16 protein-coding genes are annotated in these 17287 nt (G+C 40.0%); 14 read left to right on the top strand and 2 right to left on the bottom strand.

What is annotated here, in order from left to right:
• Positions 1-82 precede the first annotated feature (82 nt).
• The 5 genes from HWV03_RS03305 (at position 83) to pseI (ending at position 5672) form a co-directional block, all read left to right on the top strand.
• Positions 83-967 carry an aldo/keto reductase gene (locus tag HWV03_RS03305; RefSeq protein ID WP_211678447.1) on the top strand — a complete coding sequence of 295 codons (885 nt, stop codon included), beginning with the start codon at positions 83-85 and terminating at the stop codon, positions 965-967.
• A gap of 4 nt (positions 968-971) precedes the next feature.
• A complete protein-coding gene (locus tag HWV03_RS03310; protein ID WP_211678448.1) occupies positions 972-1706 on the top strand; it encodes a cytidylyltransferase domain-containing protein in 735 nt (244 codons plus the stop codon).
• A gap of 28 nt (positions 1707-1734) precedes the next feature.
• Positions 1735-3021, top strand: a complete 1287-nt coding sequence (locus HWV03_RS03315; protein WP_211678449.1) for an aminotransferase class III-fold pyridoxal phosphate-dependent enzyme — start codon at positions 1735-1737, stop codon at positions 3019-3021.
• Between the two features lie 61 nt (positions 3022-3082).
• Complete coding sequence (gene pseG, locus HWV03_RS03320; protein ID WP_211678450.1) at positions 3083-4600, top strand: UDP-2,4-diacetamido-2,4,6-trideoxy-beta-L-altropyranose hydrolase; 1518 nt, start codon at positions 3083-3085, stop codon at positions 4598-4600.
• 22 nt (positions 4601-4622) lie between these two features.
• A complete protein-coding gene (gene pseI / locus HWV03_RS03325; RefSeq protein WP_211678451.1) occupies positions 4623-5672 on the top strand; it encodes a pseudaminic acid synthase in 1050 nt (349 codons plus the stop codon).
• Between the two features lie 82 nt (positions 5673-5754).
• Here the strand turns inward: pseI and HWV03_RS03330 are convergent, their stop codons facing one another.
• On the bottom strand, positions 5755-6822 hold the full coding sequence (locus tag HWV03_RS03330; protein WP_211678452.1) for a polysialyltransferase family glycosyltransferase: 1068 nt from the start codon (positions 6820-6822) through the stop codon (positions 5755-5757).
• Between the two features lie 232 nt (positions 6823-7054).
• Between HWV03_RS03330 and HWV03_RS03335 the strand changes: the two genes are divergently transcribed.
• From HWV03_RS03335 to galU, 3 genes are all read left to right on the top strand, one after another.
• Positions 7055-8221 carry a nucleotide sugar dehydrogenase gene (locus tag HWV03_RS03335; protein ID WP_211678453.1) on the top strand — a complete coding sequence of 389 codons (1167 nt, stop codon included), beginning with the start codon at positions 7055-7057 and terminating at the stop codon, positions 8219-8221.
• Positions 8222-8287: 66 nt separating this feature from the next.
• On the top strand, positions 8288-9295 hold the full coding sequence (locus tag HWV03_RS03340; RefSeq protein WP_211678454.1) for an NAD-dependent epimerase: 1008 nt from the start codon (positions 8288-8290) through the stop codon (positions 9293-9295).
• Between the two features lie 54 nt (positions 9296-9349).
• Complete coding sequence (gene galU / locus HWV03_RS03345; protein WP_211678455.1) at positions 9350-10246, top strand: UTP--glucose-1-phosphate uridylyltransferase GalU; 897 nt, start codon at positions 9350-9352, stop codon at positions 10244-10246.
• Between the two features lie 72 nt (positions 10247-10318).
• Here the strand turns inward: galU and torD are convergent, their stop codons facing one another.
• Positions 10319-10972: a molecular chaperone TorD gene (gene torD / locus HWV03_RS03350; RefSeq protein WP_211678456.1), complete on the bottom strand. Its 654-nt coding sequence runs from the start codon at positions 10970-10972 to the stop codon at positions 10319-10321.
• Between the two features lie 225 nt (positions 10973-11197).
• On the opposite strand from torD, the gene glyA reads away from it, so the two are divergent.
• The 6 genes from glyA to HWV03_RS03380 all read left to right on the top strand — a co-directional run bounded on the left by glyA (position 11198) and on the right by HWV03_RS03380 (position 17266).
• Complete coding sequence (gene glyA, locus HWV03_RS03355; RefSeq protein WP_211678457.1) at positions 11198-12451, top strand: serine hydroxymethyltransferase; 1254 nt, start codon at positions 11198-11200, stop codon at positions 12449-12451.
• A 278-nt stretch (positions 12452-12729) separates the two neighbouring features.
• The gene (locus HWV03_RS03360) at positions 12730-13023 is read left to right on the top strand and encodes a hypothetical protein (RefSeq protein ID WP_255547042.1); all 294 of its coding nucleotides are present in this window, start codon (positions 12730-12732) and stop codon (positions 13021-13023) included.
• 262 nt (positions 13024-13285) lie between these two features.
• A complete protein-coding gene (locus HWV03_RS03365; protein WP_255547044.1) occupies positions 13286-14656 on the top strand; it encodes a DUF4124 domain-containing protein in 1371 nt (456 codons plus the stop codon).
• Between the two features lie 174 nt (positions 14657-14830).
• Positions 14831-15280, top strand: a complete 450-nt coding sequence (nrdR, locus tag HWV03_RS03370) for a transcriptional regulator NrdR (RefSeq protein ID WP_067041250.1) — start codon at positions 14831-14833, stop codon at positions 15278-15280.
• Between the two features lie 25 nt (positions 15281-15305).
• A complete protein-coding gene (gene ribD / locus HWV03_RS03375; protein WP_211679992.1) occupies positions 15306-16601 on the top strand; it encodes a bifunctional diaminohydroxyphosphoribosylaminopyrimidine deaminase/5-amino-6-(5-phosphoribosylamino)uracil reductase RibD in 1296 nt (431 codons plus the stop codon).
• On the top strand, positions 16601-17266 hold the full coding sequence (locus HWV03_RS03380; protein WP_006031694.1) for a riboflavin synthase: 666 nt from the start codon (positions 16601-16603) through the stop codon (positions 17264-17266). The genes ribD and HWV03_RS03380 overlap by 1 nt, the downstream gene beginning before the upstream one ends.
• Positions 17267-17287 lie beyond the last annotated feature (21 nt).

Genomic DNA, 17287 nt, shown 5'->3' on the forward strand with positions numbered 1-17287 from the left:
GAGGGGAGGTCCATTCCCCTCTTTGTTCTGTTAATTGTTATCGTTTTATTCACTCCGCTAAATATAACACTAAGTAAACATCATGAATTTAATCTTAGGTACGGTTCAGTTTGGTCTGGATTATGGTATCACTAATGAAAGTGGTAAAGTCAGTACGATAGAAGCGCAACATATTCTACAAGTCGCCAGTCATGCTGGTATCCATCTGTTGGATACGGCGGCTGCATATGGCGACAGTGAGACTGTGCTTGGTAAGCTTTGTCACAAACGTAATGAGTTTAATCTTATTTCTAAGATACCCTCTTCAAAAACACATGCCTTGGACATTCGTAAGTCCGTTGATGAATCATTAAGTCGATTGCAGACCAGTAAATTACACGCTATTTTATTTCATGATCAACAAGATGTGCTCAGTAAAGAATCTAAGCAAAGCTTTGAGATACTTTCAGAACTTAAAAGTGAACAAAAAATTGCGCATATAGGGGCTTCTTTTTATAGCCCCGACGCACTTGAATCAGCGCTTGCGATGCATGACTTGGATATCATTCAAATTCCGGCTAATTGTTTAGATCAACGTTTTCAACAGTCAGGGTTATTGGATGAAGCTAAGCGTCAAGGCGTTGAAGTCCATGTCAGATCGTTGTTTTTGCAGGGACTGTTATTAAGTGAAAATAATCAGCTGCCCACTTACCTACAACAATTTAAGCCCGAATTAACGCGTTACTTTGATTTGGCCAAAGCGTTGTCGTTGACCCCGCTACAGTTAGCATTATTGTATTTAAGTAATAATGAATGTATGGATTACGGTGTCGTTGGTTGTCTTAATCGACAACAATTAATAGAAATTACGGATGCATCCAACTATGTACAAAAATTGTTGAGTGAACCGCAGTTTAAAAATAAGCTTGATTTAAGTTGTCTTGCTTCATCTTCTGAACAGTTAATTAACCCGTCATTATGGAAGTGATACGATGAAAGTAGTCGCGATCTTACAAGCTCGATGCAGTTCTCGTCGGCTGCCAAATAAAGTATTGAAGCCCATTCTTGGTAAGCCTATGCTGCAGCGGCAAATTGAGAGAACATTACGCAGTAAACTGATCGATGAATTGGTTGTTGCTACCTCAAACCAAGAGAGCGATGTCGGTCTTACGCAGTTATGCTCTTCAATCGGAGTCGCGTATTTTGCTGGTGATCTGGATAATGTGCTCGATCGTTTTTATCAGGCAGCGTTACAGGCTAATGCAGATGTTGTCGTGCGATTAACGGGAGATTGTCCACTTTCGGATGCCGAAATTATAGATGCGGTGATTGCGAAACATATCGCCGATAAAAATGATTATACCTCGAATGTCGATCCCGAAACATTTCCAGATGGACTTGATGTTGAAGTAATGAGTTTTTCTGCTTTAAAAGATGCTTGGCTAAATGCGAAGTTTAAAGTGGATTTAGAGCATGTGACCCCTTATATCCGCAATAACCCAAGATTGATTAAGGGCGCATATATTTCTGATGTTGATAACTCAAGTTATCGTTGGACAGTTGACGAACCTCAAGATTTTGAGTTTGTAACGCAAGTCTATGAAATATTAGGTGCTAAAGAGCAATATTTTGATGCTAATGCGATTTATAAATTACTCGCAGAAAAACCTGAACTTCAAGAGATAAATACAAATATTCAGCGTAATGAAGGTTTTATAAACCCTTAGTCGCGAGCCATATTACAGGAATCATAGAATGACACGTTATAAAATATCAGAGCAAATGCTTGAAAGAGCGTTACAAACAATCCCTTTGGCTTCACAAACATTTTCTAAGAGCACAGTTCAATTCCCGGTCGGTGCTGCACCTCTATTTTTAGAAAAAGGCGCAGGCTCTAAGGTATGGGATGTTGATGGTAATGAATATCTCGATTTTATGAGCGCATTATTATGTGTGTCGATTGGCTATGCTGACGAAGATGTTACCAACGCGGTATGTGATCAAATCAAGACGGGGGTGAGTTTTTCGTTGCCACATAGGTTGGAGATGGAAGTCGCTGAGCAGCTGGTTGAGATGATACCTTGTGCTGAAAAGGTGCGATTTGGCAAAAACGGCAGTGATGCCACCTCTGCCGCGATCCGTTTAGCACGTGCTTATACCAACAGAGAACTGATACTAGTCTGTGGTTACCATGGCTGGCAAGATTGGTATATTGGTTCTACGACACGAAGCTTAGGTGTGCCAGAGTCAACTAAGGATTTAACCAAAGTATTTAAATATAATGATATCGACTCTCTGACTGCGCTGGTGAAGGCTCACGACGGAAAGATCGCGGCTATTATTATGGAACCGATGAATGTGACGTATCCGGAAGCGGGTTATTTACAGGCTGTACAGCAGGTAGCGAAAGAAGCAGGGGCTGTATTTATTTTTGATGAAACCATAACCGGTTGTCGGTTTGCTAAAGGTGGTGCTCAAGAATACTTTGGTGTGACTCCTGATTTAGCAACCTTTGGTAAAGGGCTTGCGAATGGTTTCCCATTATCAGCGGTTGTTGGTAAAGCTGAAATTATGGATTTGATGGAAGATATCTTCTTCTCGGGGACGTTTGGTGGCGAAACTGCGTCCTTAGCGGCTGCAAAAGTGGTATTGGATAAGGTTGATAAGCTTAATGTACCGGCTGTGTTATTGGCTACTGGTGAGTATCTCTTAGATGAACTAAATGCATTAATTAAAGAATTAGAGTGCGAACATTTTTTATCGACAGCCGGACATCCTTCGTGGTCATTTTTACTGATTTCGGACACAGCTGAAAACAGCAGTTATGAGATCAAAACATTGTTTATGCAAGAAATGTTGAAACGTGGCATATTGACATTAGGTACGCATAATATCAGTTATTCACATAGTCGTGCAGATATCGATGCATTGATGAATTGCTATAAACAAGTATTACCAATTTTGAAAACAGCACTGGTAAACAAAGATTTACTAACACGCTTGGAATGTGAACCTTTAGTGCCATTATTTAAGGTTCGTTAGTTGGTTGCTTTAAGTCGAGATTCAGACTTCTTCTGCAGACCCAATAAGATAAGGTAATTTAATGAAAATTGTTATTCGCACCGATGCTTCAATTCACATCGGTAGTGGTCACGTAATGCGTTGCTTAGTACTTGCACAGGCTCTTGTATTACAAGGGCACAAGGTTAGTTTTGCTTGTCGTCCACAAGCGGGTGACTTGATTCAATTTGTACGTAATAAAGGCTTTCATGTCGATGAGTTGATTCAAGCTCAAACGCTTATTGAACCTAGAAATAGCGGCGATTACCAAGCTTGGTTACAAGTGCCTTGGTTAGATGATGCACAAAGTTTATGCAAGCAAGTCTGTAATGCGGATTTGCTCATTGTGGATCACTATGCTTTAAACCAAGAATGGCAAACGTGGGTGAAACAGCGACTGGGTTGTAAAGTATTTGTGATTGATGATCTGGTTCGTACGCATGATGCGGATTTGATTTTAGATCAAACGTTAATGCGTGTCGTCGATGAGTATCAAGAAAACAATCAATCTGCGAAAATACTGACTGGTTGTGAATTTGCTTTATTGAATCCATTTTTTTCACGTTACCGTGAACAAGCGTTAGATAACGATTTACTACCTGCTGAACCAAAGGTGTTAATTTCAATGGGGGGGATTGATCAACCTAACGCTACGCTAAAAGTACTAGAGGCGTTAGCGCTGCATCCCTTGCCAAAACCTTGTGTTACGGTATTGCTTGGGCCTAAAGCGCCTAATTATGAGCAGGTTAAAGCATTTTGTGTTGAGAATCAGGATTGGATTCAGCATATTGATTTTGTCGAAAACATGGCGGAGTTGATGCTTGAACATAGTATTGCTATTGGAGCACCTGGAACGACATCTTGGGAGCGTGCGTGTCTTGGCATTCCAAGTATCATTGTTCCTTTAGCCGAAAATCAAAATACGATTAGTCAGAACTTGGTTGCTTGTGAAGCGGCGATTAGAGTTAATATCACCGCTTTATCATCAGAGTTACTTAGCGCTTATCTAACCTTGCTTACTAAATGGAATTCATTTCGTGGTACCAATTTGGCATTGTGCGATGGGTTGGGGTTGCAAAGGGTGTTACATCATATTCAGATGTTGTTTGATAATGATCTTGCTAGCTTGGAAATACGCCGCGCAAGCAGTTCTGATATTGAAAAGGTATATGAATGGCAGTGCCTGTCTGAAACGAGAAAGTACGCTTTAAATTCAGCGGTACCGACTTGGAATGAGCATCAAAGTTGGATGAAGAAAAAGTTGACGTGTTATCAAGACTACTTTTATCTTCTTGAGTGTCCTTTGGAGCAAGCAAGGGTTGGTGTTGTTAGACTTGACCGCATTAGACCTGGAGAGTACCTCGTCTCCATCTTTATTGATCCTGCTTTTTATAGTAAAGGTATAGCGAAACGAGCTCTCGCTTATATTGACTGCATACACCCGAATATCACAATACATGCAACGGTATTAGAGGCCAATTTGGCCTCTCAAAAACTATTTACTTCGGCGAGTTATCAACGTCTTTCACGTGATACTTTTATTCGCCCCCCATTGTTTTAAAAACATTATATTTGAGACTACTATGAAATCATATATCACAATAGATGGCCGTAAAATTGGACCTGATTATCCGCCCTATATTATTGCTGAACTTTCAGCTAATCATAACGGTGACATCAACCGTGCATTTCGAATTATGGAAGAAGCAAAGAAAGCTGGCGCGGATGCGATAAAACTGCAAACCTATACCCATGAAACAATTACCATGGATTGTGATTCGGATGAATTTCAAATTAAGGGTGGGCTGTGGGATGGCCAAACTTTATATGAGTTATATAAAGGCGCACATATGCCATGGGCATGGCATAAACCTTTATTTGAAAAAGCAAAAGAACTGGATATTACTATTTTTAGTTCCCCTTTTGATTTTACAGCGGTTGACCTACTTGAAGATCTCGATGCGCCAGCTTATAAAATTGCTTCGTTCGAAGTTATCGATTTACCTTTGATTAAGCGCGTAGCGCAAACGGGTAAGCCAATGATTATCTCAACAGGTATGGCGAATAAAGTTGAGATAGAAGAGGCTATTACGACAGCACGAGAGAATGGCTGTGAAGAATTAGTCGTACTACATTGTGTGAGCGGTTATCCTGCGCCAGCAGATCAATATAATTTAAGAACAATCGCGGATATCGCGACTCGTTTTAATGTGCTTTCTGGTTTATCTGATCACACGATAGAGAATGCTACTGCTGTTGCCTCGGTTGCTTTAGGCGCATGTCTGATTGAAAAACACGTTACTCTAGATCGTAGCGGCGGTGGTGCTGACGATAGTTTTTCTTTAGAACCGAAAGAGCTTGCAGAATTATGCACGGATACGAAGGTAGCTTGGCAAGCGATGGGTAAGGTAAATTACGAGAGAACTGAAGCTGAACAAGGCAATGTGAAGTTTAGACGTTCGTTGTATGTGGTAAAAGATATCGCAGCAGGAGAAACGTTGACGGCTGAAAATGTAAAGAGTATTCGTCCTGGATTTGGCTTAGCACCAAAGCATTATGATGTAATCTTAGGTAAAAAAGCGAAGTGTTTAATTCCGAGAGGAACAGCTTTAACATTTGATGTTATAAAATAAATTTAATTGGTAGCGTTAGCAAAGGGTGATTCAATGTCATTCTTGATTTTACGCTATTCGCTACCAATATTAACGATTAATCTTATACTCCGAGGATTGGATCGTCCGAAAATAAATGCTTAATACGTTTGTCTATTAAACTCGTATCTTTCATTAAATCATCAAAAATTTCATATAATGATTCCAATTCATCATCTTTAATCAAGTTTAGTCTCGTGCAATATTTTTCAAATCCGGTACCAGCGGATGTGCAAATCGAGAGTATTCGACATTTATCTTCCGCACCAAAAATGATTAGCTCTAAGGGTATTTTGCTTTCAATTAGCGTGACGCCTGGAAATGCTTGTTTATAATACTCAATATCTTCGCGTGGATGAACTTTGATCGCATATGGAATACCTTTTTTATTTAATGTTTGTATAAATTTTTGGTATACGATCAAGTCAAACTCTTCAATAACATGAGGCTGAGTTGCAATGATGAAGGTGTAATTGTGTTGCGCGTCATACTTGAAGAACTTGTAGCCATATTGGGTGATGATTTTATCATTAACAAAGTTAATCGGTTTAATTTTATGCAGCAGTGCTTTAGGGCCTTTACTTGGCGTTAGTAAGTAGATATTTTTACAGCGAGGGTCATCACCAAAGTGTCGGTGTTGGCGCTTTATCTTGAAGATGAAATCAATGATCTTTTCTGATTTTTTCAGCTTTATTCCAATGTAGTTGCCGACACCTTCTTCGATGATGGAATACTCTGCAAATGCTAAACGAAATAAGCGTGACATTTTATTTCTTTCATTATAAAGAAATAGCTCATTTTCAGGCGATTGTGGTATATCGATTCCTAGCGTTTTTCTGAACAACGCATGGTGAACATGTTCACGTATTGCAGATGAAGATTTAAAATTTCTTATTGCCATTAATTTGAGCAACTTGCCAAAAATACCTTTATACAGTGTCGCTCTAATGCTTTGGCGCTGGATAAAGTGAACTTCAATATTCGCGGGCAGGCTACTTAGATCGAAATTGGCTGCATCAATATTTTGTTGATCCGAGATCATAAAAATGTGACTTTTTTTATCAGGCTGTGAGAATGCTTTTAATAATGAAAAAAGAAGATGCCGTAAAGTTGAACATACGTATAAGTTCATAACACTACCTTGGTTGATTTAGCTAAATATGATTACGTGGGTATCAAAGTATTATTCAATAGAAACTAAAGAATGAATCGAATAATAACATATTGTTTATCAGCACAGGAATAGGGAGTTTTAGAATTAATATTGAATCGTTACCTCAAACAAATTGATGTTCTTTGGCTATAATTATTATTTTACTGTTAGAATACAGGAATATATTTTTCCCCCCTAATCAGGTTGCACCATGAACATTACCATTGCAGGTACAGGTTACGTTGGTTTATCAAATGCCGTGTTACTCGCACAGCACAACCGCGTGATAGCGTTAGATATTATTGCTGAAAAAGTTAATCTTATTAATGCTAAAAAATCACCGATTTCCGATACCGAAATTGAAGATTTTCTCGCCAATAAAGCGCTTAATCTTACCGCAACAACTGACAAGAAACTTGCCTATGAGAGTGCTGATTATGTGATTATCGCAACGCCGACTGATTATGATGTGGTAAATAACTATTTTAATACCAAATCAGTAGAGGCGGTAATTAAAGATGTGATGGTGATTAACCCAAATGCGGTAATGGTGATTAAATCCACGGTACCGGTTGGTTATACCAAAGAAATCAAACAGCGCCTTGGCTGCGATAATATCTTGTTCTCACCTGAGTTTTTACGTGAAGGCAGTGCCTTGTACGATAACTTACACCCTTCACGTATTATTGTTGGTGAAAAGTCTGAGCGTGCACAAGTATTTGCTGATCTGTTAATGCAAGGTGCGGTTAAAACTGACATCGATGTGTTGTTTACGGATTCTACCGAAGCGGAAGCGGTTAAACTATTCTCAAATACTTACCTTGCGATGCGAGTGGCTTATTTCAATGAACTGGATAGTTATGCCGAAACCCACGGTTTAGATACCCGTCAGATCATACAAGGCGTAGGTTTAGACCCGCGTATTGGTAGTCATTATAATAATCCGTCATTTGGCTATGGTGGCTACTGCTTACCAAAAGATACCAAGCAATTACGTGCTAACTATGAAAATGTACCAAACAGTTTAATCAGTGCCATTGTTGATGCTAATTCGACACGTAAAGATCACATCGCCGATGCTATTATTGCAAAAAATCCGCAAGTGGTTGGTGTTTACCGTTTGATCATGAAATCTGGCTCGGATAATTTTCGTGCTTCATCGATTCAAGGCATCATGAAGCGAATTAAAGCGAAGGGTATTAAAGTTGTCGTGTATGAACCAGTATTCACCGAAAGCGAATTCTTTAAGTCACCTGTACTGACGGATCTGAATGAATTTAAAGCCCTTGCTGATGTCATAGTATCGAACCGTTTAGCGGACGAATTACTTGATGTTGCGGATAAAGTCTATACTCGTGACCTATTTGGTAATGATTAGATTGGTCTCGATTAGAATCAGTAAAATTGCAAGTTAAAAAGTTAAAAAGTTAAAAAGTGAAAAAAAATGAAATATTTAATTACAGGCGCAGCTGGATTTATTGGTTCGCGCTGTGCAGAACTATTATGTCAACAAGGCCATCAGGTTATTGGTGTTGATAATCTAAATGATTATTACGATGTGAATTTAAAGTTTGCTCGTTTAGTTAATACTAAAAAATCTGAGTCATTTACTTTTATTGAGCTCGATCTTGCCGATCGTGACGGTGTTGCGACGTTGTTTGCTGAACATCAATTTGATCGCGTGATCCACCTTGCCGCTCAAGCGGGTGTGCGCTATTCCATTGACAATCCAATGGCGTATGCAGATAGCAATTTAACGGGCTTTTTAACCGTATTAGAAGGTTGCCGTAACAATAAAGTGAAGCATTTGGTTTATGCATCATCAAGTTCGGTTTATGGTTTAAATAACAAAATCCCGTTTAGTACCAGTGATAGTGTTGACCATCCAATTTCACTTTACGCGGCATCAAAAAAATCCAATGAATTAATGGCGCATACCTATTCACATTTATATGGCGTACCAACAACTGGCTTGCGTTTCTTTACTGTGTATGGTCCTTGGGGTCGCCCGGATATGGCGTTATTCAAGTTTACCAAGGCAATTATTGCTGGTGAAACCATTGATGTGTATAACAATGGCGATATGTTACGTGATTTTACTTACATTGATGATATCGTTGCTGGCGTATTACAAATTCAAGATGTAATACCTACACCGGATGCGGACTGGAAAGTTGAAACGGGTAGCCCTGCTACCAGTAGTGCGCCTTATCGTGTTTACAATATTGGCCATGGTAGCCCGGTTAAATTAATGGATTACATTGAAGCGCTAGAAGATTCTTTAGGCATAAAAGCCAAGAAAAACTTTATGCCAATGCAGCCGGGTGATGTTTATGCGACGTATGCCGATACTCAGGATTTATTTGAGGTCACAGGCTACACATCGAAAGTAAAAGTACAAGAAGGCGTGAAAGCTTTTGTCGATTGGTATCGCGATTTTTATAACGTGTAAACTACACTATTTATATGAAAAATACCGTAGATTAAGTACAAAAAGGATAATACTTTGAAGCAAACCAAAATAACGAAAGCGGTCATTCCTGTTGCAGGCTTAGGTACACGCATGTTACCTGCAACCAAAGCAATCCCAAAAGAGATGCTACCAGTAGCTGATAAGCCACTTATTCAATACATAGTAAATGAATGCGCAGCTGCAGGTATTACCGAGATTGTGCTAGTTACGCACGCCTCTAAAAATGCCATCGAGAACCATTTTGATACTTCATTTGAATTAGAATCGACGTTAGAGCACCGTGTTAAGCGTCAATTATTAGCGGAAGTACAAGCCATTGCACCAAAAGGTGTGACGATTATGCATATCCGTCAAGGTGTCGCGAAAGGGTTAGGGCATGCAGTATTGTGCGCGAAACCGATTATTGGTGATGAACCGTTTGCGGTAGTATTACCTGACGTTCTGATGGATGAAGTGAGTGCAGATCTAAAAACTGAAAACTTAGCTAGCATGATGCAGCGCTTTGATGAAACCGGTTTTAGTCAGATCATGGTAGAACCTGTACCAATGCACTTAGTGTCTGGTTACGGTGTTGCTGATTGTGGTGGTGTTGAGCTTAGCGCAGGTGAATCAACTAAGATGACTGCGGTGATTGAAAAACCAGCACAAGATAAAGCGCCGTCAAATCTTGCTGTTGCAGGGCGTTATGTATTACCTGCTGCGATCTGGGATCTGCTTGCCCGCACTGCACCTGGTGCAGGCGATGAAATTCAGTTAACTGATGCGATTGATGATTTAATGAAGTTACAAACCGTTGAAGCTTTCCACATTAGCGGCAAGTTACATGATTGTGGTTCAAAATTAGGTTACATGAAAGCATTCATTGAGTATGGCTTACGTCACCCTGAAGTAGGCGCTGATTTACAAGCATTTATTAGTGGCTTGAAATAACACGTGAGTTTGAAATTATAATGTGATGAAACAAAGGGCCGTTTACTGCCCTTTGTTGTATCTAAATAGAGATTAATCTAATTCAGTTTCTAACCAATCTGAATCTAGCTGTGCGAATGCTAATAGTAATTCTACTACCGCCGCATAAAACCCAAATTTGTCACAGTCTTTAACCTTAATTTCAAAATCGCCTAACCAGTTAAGTAAGTGCGTTTGTAAAAAGTCGTGCTGCATTGCGAAGTTAGCGCGGATCTGCGCTTCTGATTCCGAATCTAAGGTTTTTAAGATCAAGTTACCCATGAAGTCTAATTGAATCGCAATATGATCGGCTGGCTCGCTGTATTTATCACTGATATTGATGTTGTGCTTATCGAGTAGCGTAATCATTTTTTGATACGCTTCTTGCATCAAGTGACCTTCTTCACTAGTGAACACAGACTCATACGGGGGCGCAGATGATTTACTGTTACCTAAAAATACTTGTGCGTAGTCGGCACATAATTCTAAACGTGCGTCGTTACGTAGGTTTGCTGCCGCTAATGAACTGATTAGCTTTTCAACTGAAACGGTTAACGCGGGTGTTGCTGCTAAGCCTTGCAAGAAACTTTGGACTTCAGCTGACTGGTATTGACCCAGTTGCTCATCAGATAATTCAGTTGCAAGTGTGCTTGAAAGCCACCAGTAGATCTCTGAACGGGTTTGGCATAATTGGGTTAGTTCATCCATTGTGTTCTCCAAATGGGTATGAGTGCTGTAATTGCGTAGTATTATAGCGAATAAATTTAACCGAGAAGTCAGTTTTGATCAAAGTTAAATTAAAATGCAGTCTTTTCACGCAAAATTGAAATTTTCTCAAGTCTTTATTGTAGGAACTTGGTATTAGTCGCGTTACAATGTGGCCGAAATTTAGTTTACAAACCAACTTGTATTATCTCAATCAGGAGAAAACGGATGTTTACACGTGATATGAATATAGCTGACTATGATGCAGAATTATGGGCAGCAATGACACAAGAAGTAACTCGTCAGGAAGATCATATCGAGCTTATTGCTTCAGAGAACTATACAAGCCCACGCGTAATGGAAGCTCAAGGCTCTCAGCTTACAAATAAGTATGCAGAAGGCTACCCAGGCAAACGCTACTATGGCGGTTGTGAGTATGTTGATATTGCTGAGTCTTTAGCAATCGAACGTGCTAAGCAATTGTTTGGTGCTGATTACGCGAATGTACAACCACACTCTGGTTCACAAGCAAATGCTGCAGTTTACATGGCATTAGTTAAACCAGGTGATACTGTACTAGGCATGAGCCTTGCTCATGGTGGTCATTTAACACACGGTGCAAGCGTAAGCTTCTCGGGTAAAATCTATAACTCAGTTCAGTACGGTATTAATCCTGAAACGGGTGAGCTAGATTATGCTGAAGTTGAAGCGTTAGCAATTGAACATCAACCAAAAATGATTGTTGCTGGTTTCTCTGCGTACTCAGGTGTTGTTGATTGGGCTAAATTCCGTGAAATCGCTGATAAAGTAGGTGCTTTCCTATTCGTTGATATGGCACACGTTGCAGGTTTAGTTGCAGCTGATCTATATCCAAATCCAATGAAACATGCACACGTTGTTACAACAACGACGCATAAAACATTAGGTGGTCCACGTGGTGGCCTGATCCTTGCGCAAGCAGACGAAGTGATTGAGAAAAAATTAAACTCAGCAATCTTCCCTGGTGGTCAAGGTGGTCCTTTAATGCACGTTATCGCTGCTAAAGCGGTTGCATTTAAAGAAGCGATGGAACCTGAATTTGCGGTTTACCAACAAAATGTACTTGATTGTGCGAAAAGCATGGTTGCAGTATTACAAGAACGTGGTTTCAAGATCGTTTCTAACGGTACTGAAAATCACCTATTCTTAGTTGATCTGATTGGCAAAGAATACTCAGGTAAAGATGCAGATGCTGCACTGGGTAATGCACATATCACAGTAAACAAAAACTCGGTACCAAACGATCCACGTTCACCATTTGTTACATCTGGTCTACGTATCGGTACGCCTGCACTGGCTCGCCGTGGTATCCCTGCAGATAAAGCTGGCGAACTGGCTGGCTGGATGTGCGACGTATTAGATAACATCGGTAATGAAGATGTAGCTGCAACGGTACGTGCTAACGTACAAGCGCTATGTGCTGAATTCCCTGTATATAAATAGTCTGTACACAAATAATTGGGTGTGTAGACCTCAGGGTCTATAAACATTCGATTAATTTGTTAACCGTAAATGACACTTAACTTGAATCAAGGTTTAAGTGTCATTTACGGTTTTTTTATACCTAAACATTTATACCCTTATCACCTCCAATACCAGCTAATACCTTAAATCATACTATTTCCATGCTTTATTATTGATTCAGGATCATATGATCAGCTGTCATAGAGCGCCAGTTAGCGAACAGGTTAATCCAGTTTCATAGACCAAGGATGGGAAATATGATGAATAAACCTCTATTAAAAAATGCAGTAAAAAAAACACCCGAGCAAATATGTAAAAGGATAAGCATTGCAGCATTTGCTGTTGCGATGATTGGCTGTAGCTCAGTTGATGTATTAACTAAAACTGAAAACGGTGCTTCTTATGAATATCAACTCGGTCAATTTGAGACGATAGAGGTGGTTGATATGGCGCAGGAACATTGTGGTAAGTATGGTAAAAATGCAGAGCTAACTAATCGTTACTCTGATGCTAACCGCATATTGAATACACTTATATTTAATTGTAGTTAGTATTTCTTATCTCTTAATTGTGAAGCCTACGAGATTAAAATGAATGAGGGAGTTTTAAATTACACTTGTAAATGTTAACATATTTGCAACATTTGTTTTCGGTTCGGTTCGGTGGTTATAGATGAATAGTGACATAAATAGCTGAATAAGCACTTGAGATAGCATTCTCAAATTTGGCGATAAATAGAGTGAGGTATAAAGGATGATGCTGAATTCAATAAGAAATTATAAGCGGTTAATATTAGCGTTAGTATGTGGTTCAATGAGCTATTCTACATTTGCTAAAGTATATAGTTGGCGCGATACCGATGGTGCAATGCATTATAGTCAGTTTCCACGTCAGATTGTGGAAAAAAATGCGGCACAGAGTCGCGCTAGTCGTAAGCCAGTCGAAATGAATGATATCGTAAACGATTTATCAGCCACCCAAAATAGTAACTTATTGGATGGGCTTGAAGATATTATTGCTCATGCGAACGTCGAACGCCAAGTTGAAAAGGTTCTGACGCGCACTGACCCTCAGTTGGTCTTAATTGAACAACAGCTTTTACGTCAGCAAGCGCAGCAACGTGCACTCGCTATTGCGGAAAAAGAAGCGCTTGAAAAAGAAAAATCGCTTGTTGTGGCCAATAATATTATTGAAGACCATCATATAAAACCGAAGAATAAATTACCTAGAAATAGCTTCATGGCAGGGGTCCATAAGCGTGTTTATGGTACTGCAGTGATAAAAACCAATGATGTACAGGCTATTGCATCGACACAGTTTGCATCCACAACAGCGAAAAATTCAACCGTTGTTGAAAATACTGAAGCAAAGCAACAGCATAGTAGATTCCTAGCTGAAATTCAGCACAAATTAAAGCGTCAACATGTACCTGAAATTGCTCAAGTATCTCCAAGTTCTGGGCCTATCGTCGTTGTTAATGCTAAACCTTTACTTACGTCTCCAGCACCAACATATACCTTAGAGCCTGTCGACGCTAGTGTGGTGTCTTCAGCTATGGTTGCCGTTGATGAACCATTAGTTGATCAAATGGATACATTATCACCTGTTGTAGAATCTCGTTCGATAGCGAAGATTAAGCGTAAGAAAAAATCAAAAGCGAGTAATATATTTTTAGCGGGTATTAACAAAAAGTTAAACCGTAATGATAAAGAACTAACAATTGATGAACCAGTGTTCGTCGTGAGAAAAAGTGAATCAAGTCGTAATAACAAGTTGCAGGTCACACCTGAACAAATGCAGAATCAATTCTTAGCTGAGATTAATAAAAAGTTATTCCGAGCGAAACTTGGTTCTGATATTACCCCTGTGGCTGAATTGGCTAAGTCTGAGTCTGTTACTCGTGCGAAGGGAGAGGGCCGCGCGGCAGATAAAAATAAAGAATTAACGCAGAGCGCCGATCAAATTAAAGCGATCGAAAGTGAAATAAGCAGTCGGGATCATAAATCGAATGACGTGAAACAACCTTCAGAAAAACAGGTTAATTCCGCGTTAATGTTAAGTCGACTAAGCTATAATCACAATGCGCGCTTACCCTTATCACGGGCCGGAATGAGCCAACTCGATAGACAAGGTATTGATGTATCAAGTCAGTTTGTCAATGACGTTAACCGCAGTGCAGAATAAGCAATCCTAAAATATTGGTCGGTTTTTATCTCATTAAAAGAGTGATTGAAAACCGACTGATTATTCAACAATCTGTTAACTTATTTATTAATTCCACGAAATTACCTTCACTTTTCTGTACCCGCCTGCTATTTAACGATAGACTCAGAATAATATTATTCAATAGGATTGTTTATGTTCTGTCCATTTTGTTCTGCGACTGAAACTAAAGTTATCGATTCTCGTCTTGTGGCTGAAGGCCATCAGGTGCGCCGCCGCCGTGAGTGTGCGAAATGTCATGAACGTTTTACTACCTTTGAAACTGCAGAATTAGTGATGCCACGTATCATTAAAACGGATGATACACGTGAACCTTTTAACGAAGATAAACTCGTTAATGGTATTTATCGTGCGCTAGAAAAACGTCCGGTTGCCGCAGAGCAGATTGAACTCGGTATTAATCAAATAAAATCGAGTTTAAGAGCTACTGGTGAGCGTGAAATTGAATCAAGCTTTTTGGGTGAACTGGTGATGGACGTATTGAAAAAGCTCGATAAAGTTGCTTATGTACGGTTCGCTTCTGTTTATCGTTCTTTTGAAGATGTAAAAGAATTTAATGAAGAAATCGCCAAGCTCGACAAATAATCCGTTATCTGAGTCCTCATTGATTATGCCAAACAAATCACGTGCCGAGCTAGATCTACTATTGGACGAAATTGTATCCATTAGTCAGTTCAATGATACTGACCATTTGCATATGCAACGTGCGCTCGAACTTGCACAAAAAGGCCGTTTTACCACGGCACCGAATCCAAATGTTGGCTGTGTGCTTGTTAAAGCTGGCAAAGTCATCGGTGAAGGTTTTCATTTACGTGCGGGCGAGGCTCACGCTGAAATCCATGCTTTAAATATCGCAGGTGATGATGCTCAGGGGGCCACTTGTTATGTGACGCTTGAACCATGTAGTCATTATGGTCGTACCCCCCCTTGCGCAGCAGCCTTGGTTAATGCGAACGTAAATGAAGTCGTTATTGCTATGGTCGATCCGAATCCGAAAGTAGCAGGTAATGGCATTGCGATCCTTATCGCGGCGGGCATTAAAGTACGGATCGGTTTATTATCAACGCAAGCGCATGCGTTGAATCCTGGTTTTATCTTACGCATGCAGGAACAACGTCCGTTTGTGCGTTTAAAAATGGCGGCAAGCTTAGACGGACGTACAGCATTGAAAAACGGTGAGAGCAAATGGATCACCGGTCCTGCTGCACGGTCTGATGTGCAAGTATACCGCGCACAAGCCAGTGCAATTTTATCGACCGCCAGCACGGTTATTATGGACAATGCTTCACTTAATGTGCGTTATAGTGAGTTAGGTGCAAGCCAAGCCGACTATCCACGAATTAAAACAGATAAGCCACTAATTCAAGTAGACAAGTCTTTGTCTCATGATGAGTTATTAGAACCACAGCTACGTCAGCCAATACGAGTGGTACTGGATAATCATCGGCGACTAGATACACACCTTGCTAAAATAAATAGTGAGTTGAAGCTATTTTCACAGCCCGGTCAGATACTATTAGTTAATGGTGTTAAAAATATAGTCAATGATGCGACTGAAAATCCAGCTGTCGAGCAGTTATTAGTGAATGAATCGGTATCGCGAATTGAAATTGAGCAAGATAGTCACCATAACATAGATCTAAAACAGTTAATGACCGTATTAGCCCAGCAGGATATTAATGACCTGTGGGTTGAAGCAGGCGCGACACTGGCTGGCGCATTACTTGAAAATAAGCTGGTGGATGAGATAATTATTTATCTGGCACCTAAGCTCATGGGTGATAGTGCCAGAGGACTCGCAGTATTAAGCGAGCTAACTGAAATGGCGCAAGTGCCTACATTTAGCTTTACCGATATCACGCAGATCGGGGACGATCTTCGAATTACAGCAAAACCGGAATACTAATGTTTACAGGAATTATTGAAACCGTGGGTACACTCACAGGTTTAACCCCAAAAGGGGCCGATGTGAGCATCACTGTTGATAGTGGTGATCTTGATTTAAGTGACGTAAAACTCGGTGATAGTATCGCGACGAATGGCGTATGCCTTACTGTTGTTGAATTACTCGGCAATGGATACCGCGCAGATGTGTCATTAGAAACGATTAAACGCTCTGGTTTTGCGCATTACCGTATTGGTGATAAGGTAAACTTAGAAAAAGCATTAACCTTAAGCACGCGTCTTGGTGGTCACTTAGTCAGTGGCCATGTCGATGGCGTTGCTGAGATTGTTAAGATCAGTAAACTTGGTCGTGCGACTGAGTATTGGTTACAAGCACCGAACGAATTAGCCCGTTATATCGCTGAAAAAGGCTCAATTACAATTGATGGTATCAGTTTAACTATTAATGAAATTGACGGCGCTAAATTCAAATTGACGATCGTACCGCATACTGCATTAGAAACAACGATAGAAAGTTATGTAGTCGGTCGTAAAGTTAACTTAGAAGTAGATGTTATTGCCCGTTATTTAGAACGCATTATGCTAGGTGATAAAGCCGCAGAATCAAGTACTCCTGAGCAGGGCATCACTATGGATTTTCTTGCGAGTAATGGGTTTTTAAAGTAAAACATCTATTCACGATCAGTT

It is taken from the genome of Moritella sp. 36, assembly GCF_018219415.1.
Taxonomy (GTDB): domain Bacteria; phylum Pseudomonadota; class Gammaproteobacteria; order Enterobacterales; family Moritellaceae; genus Moritella.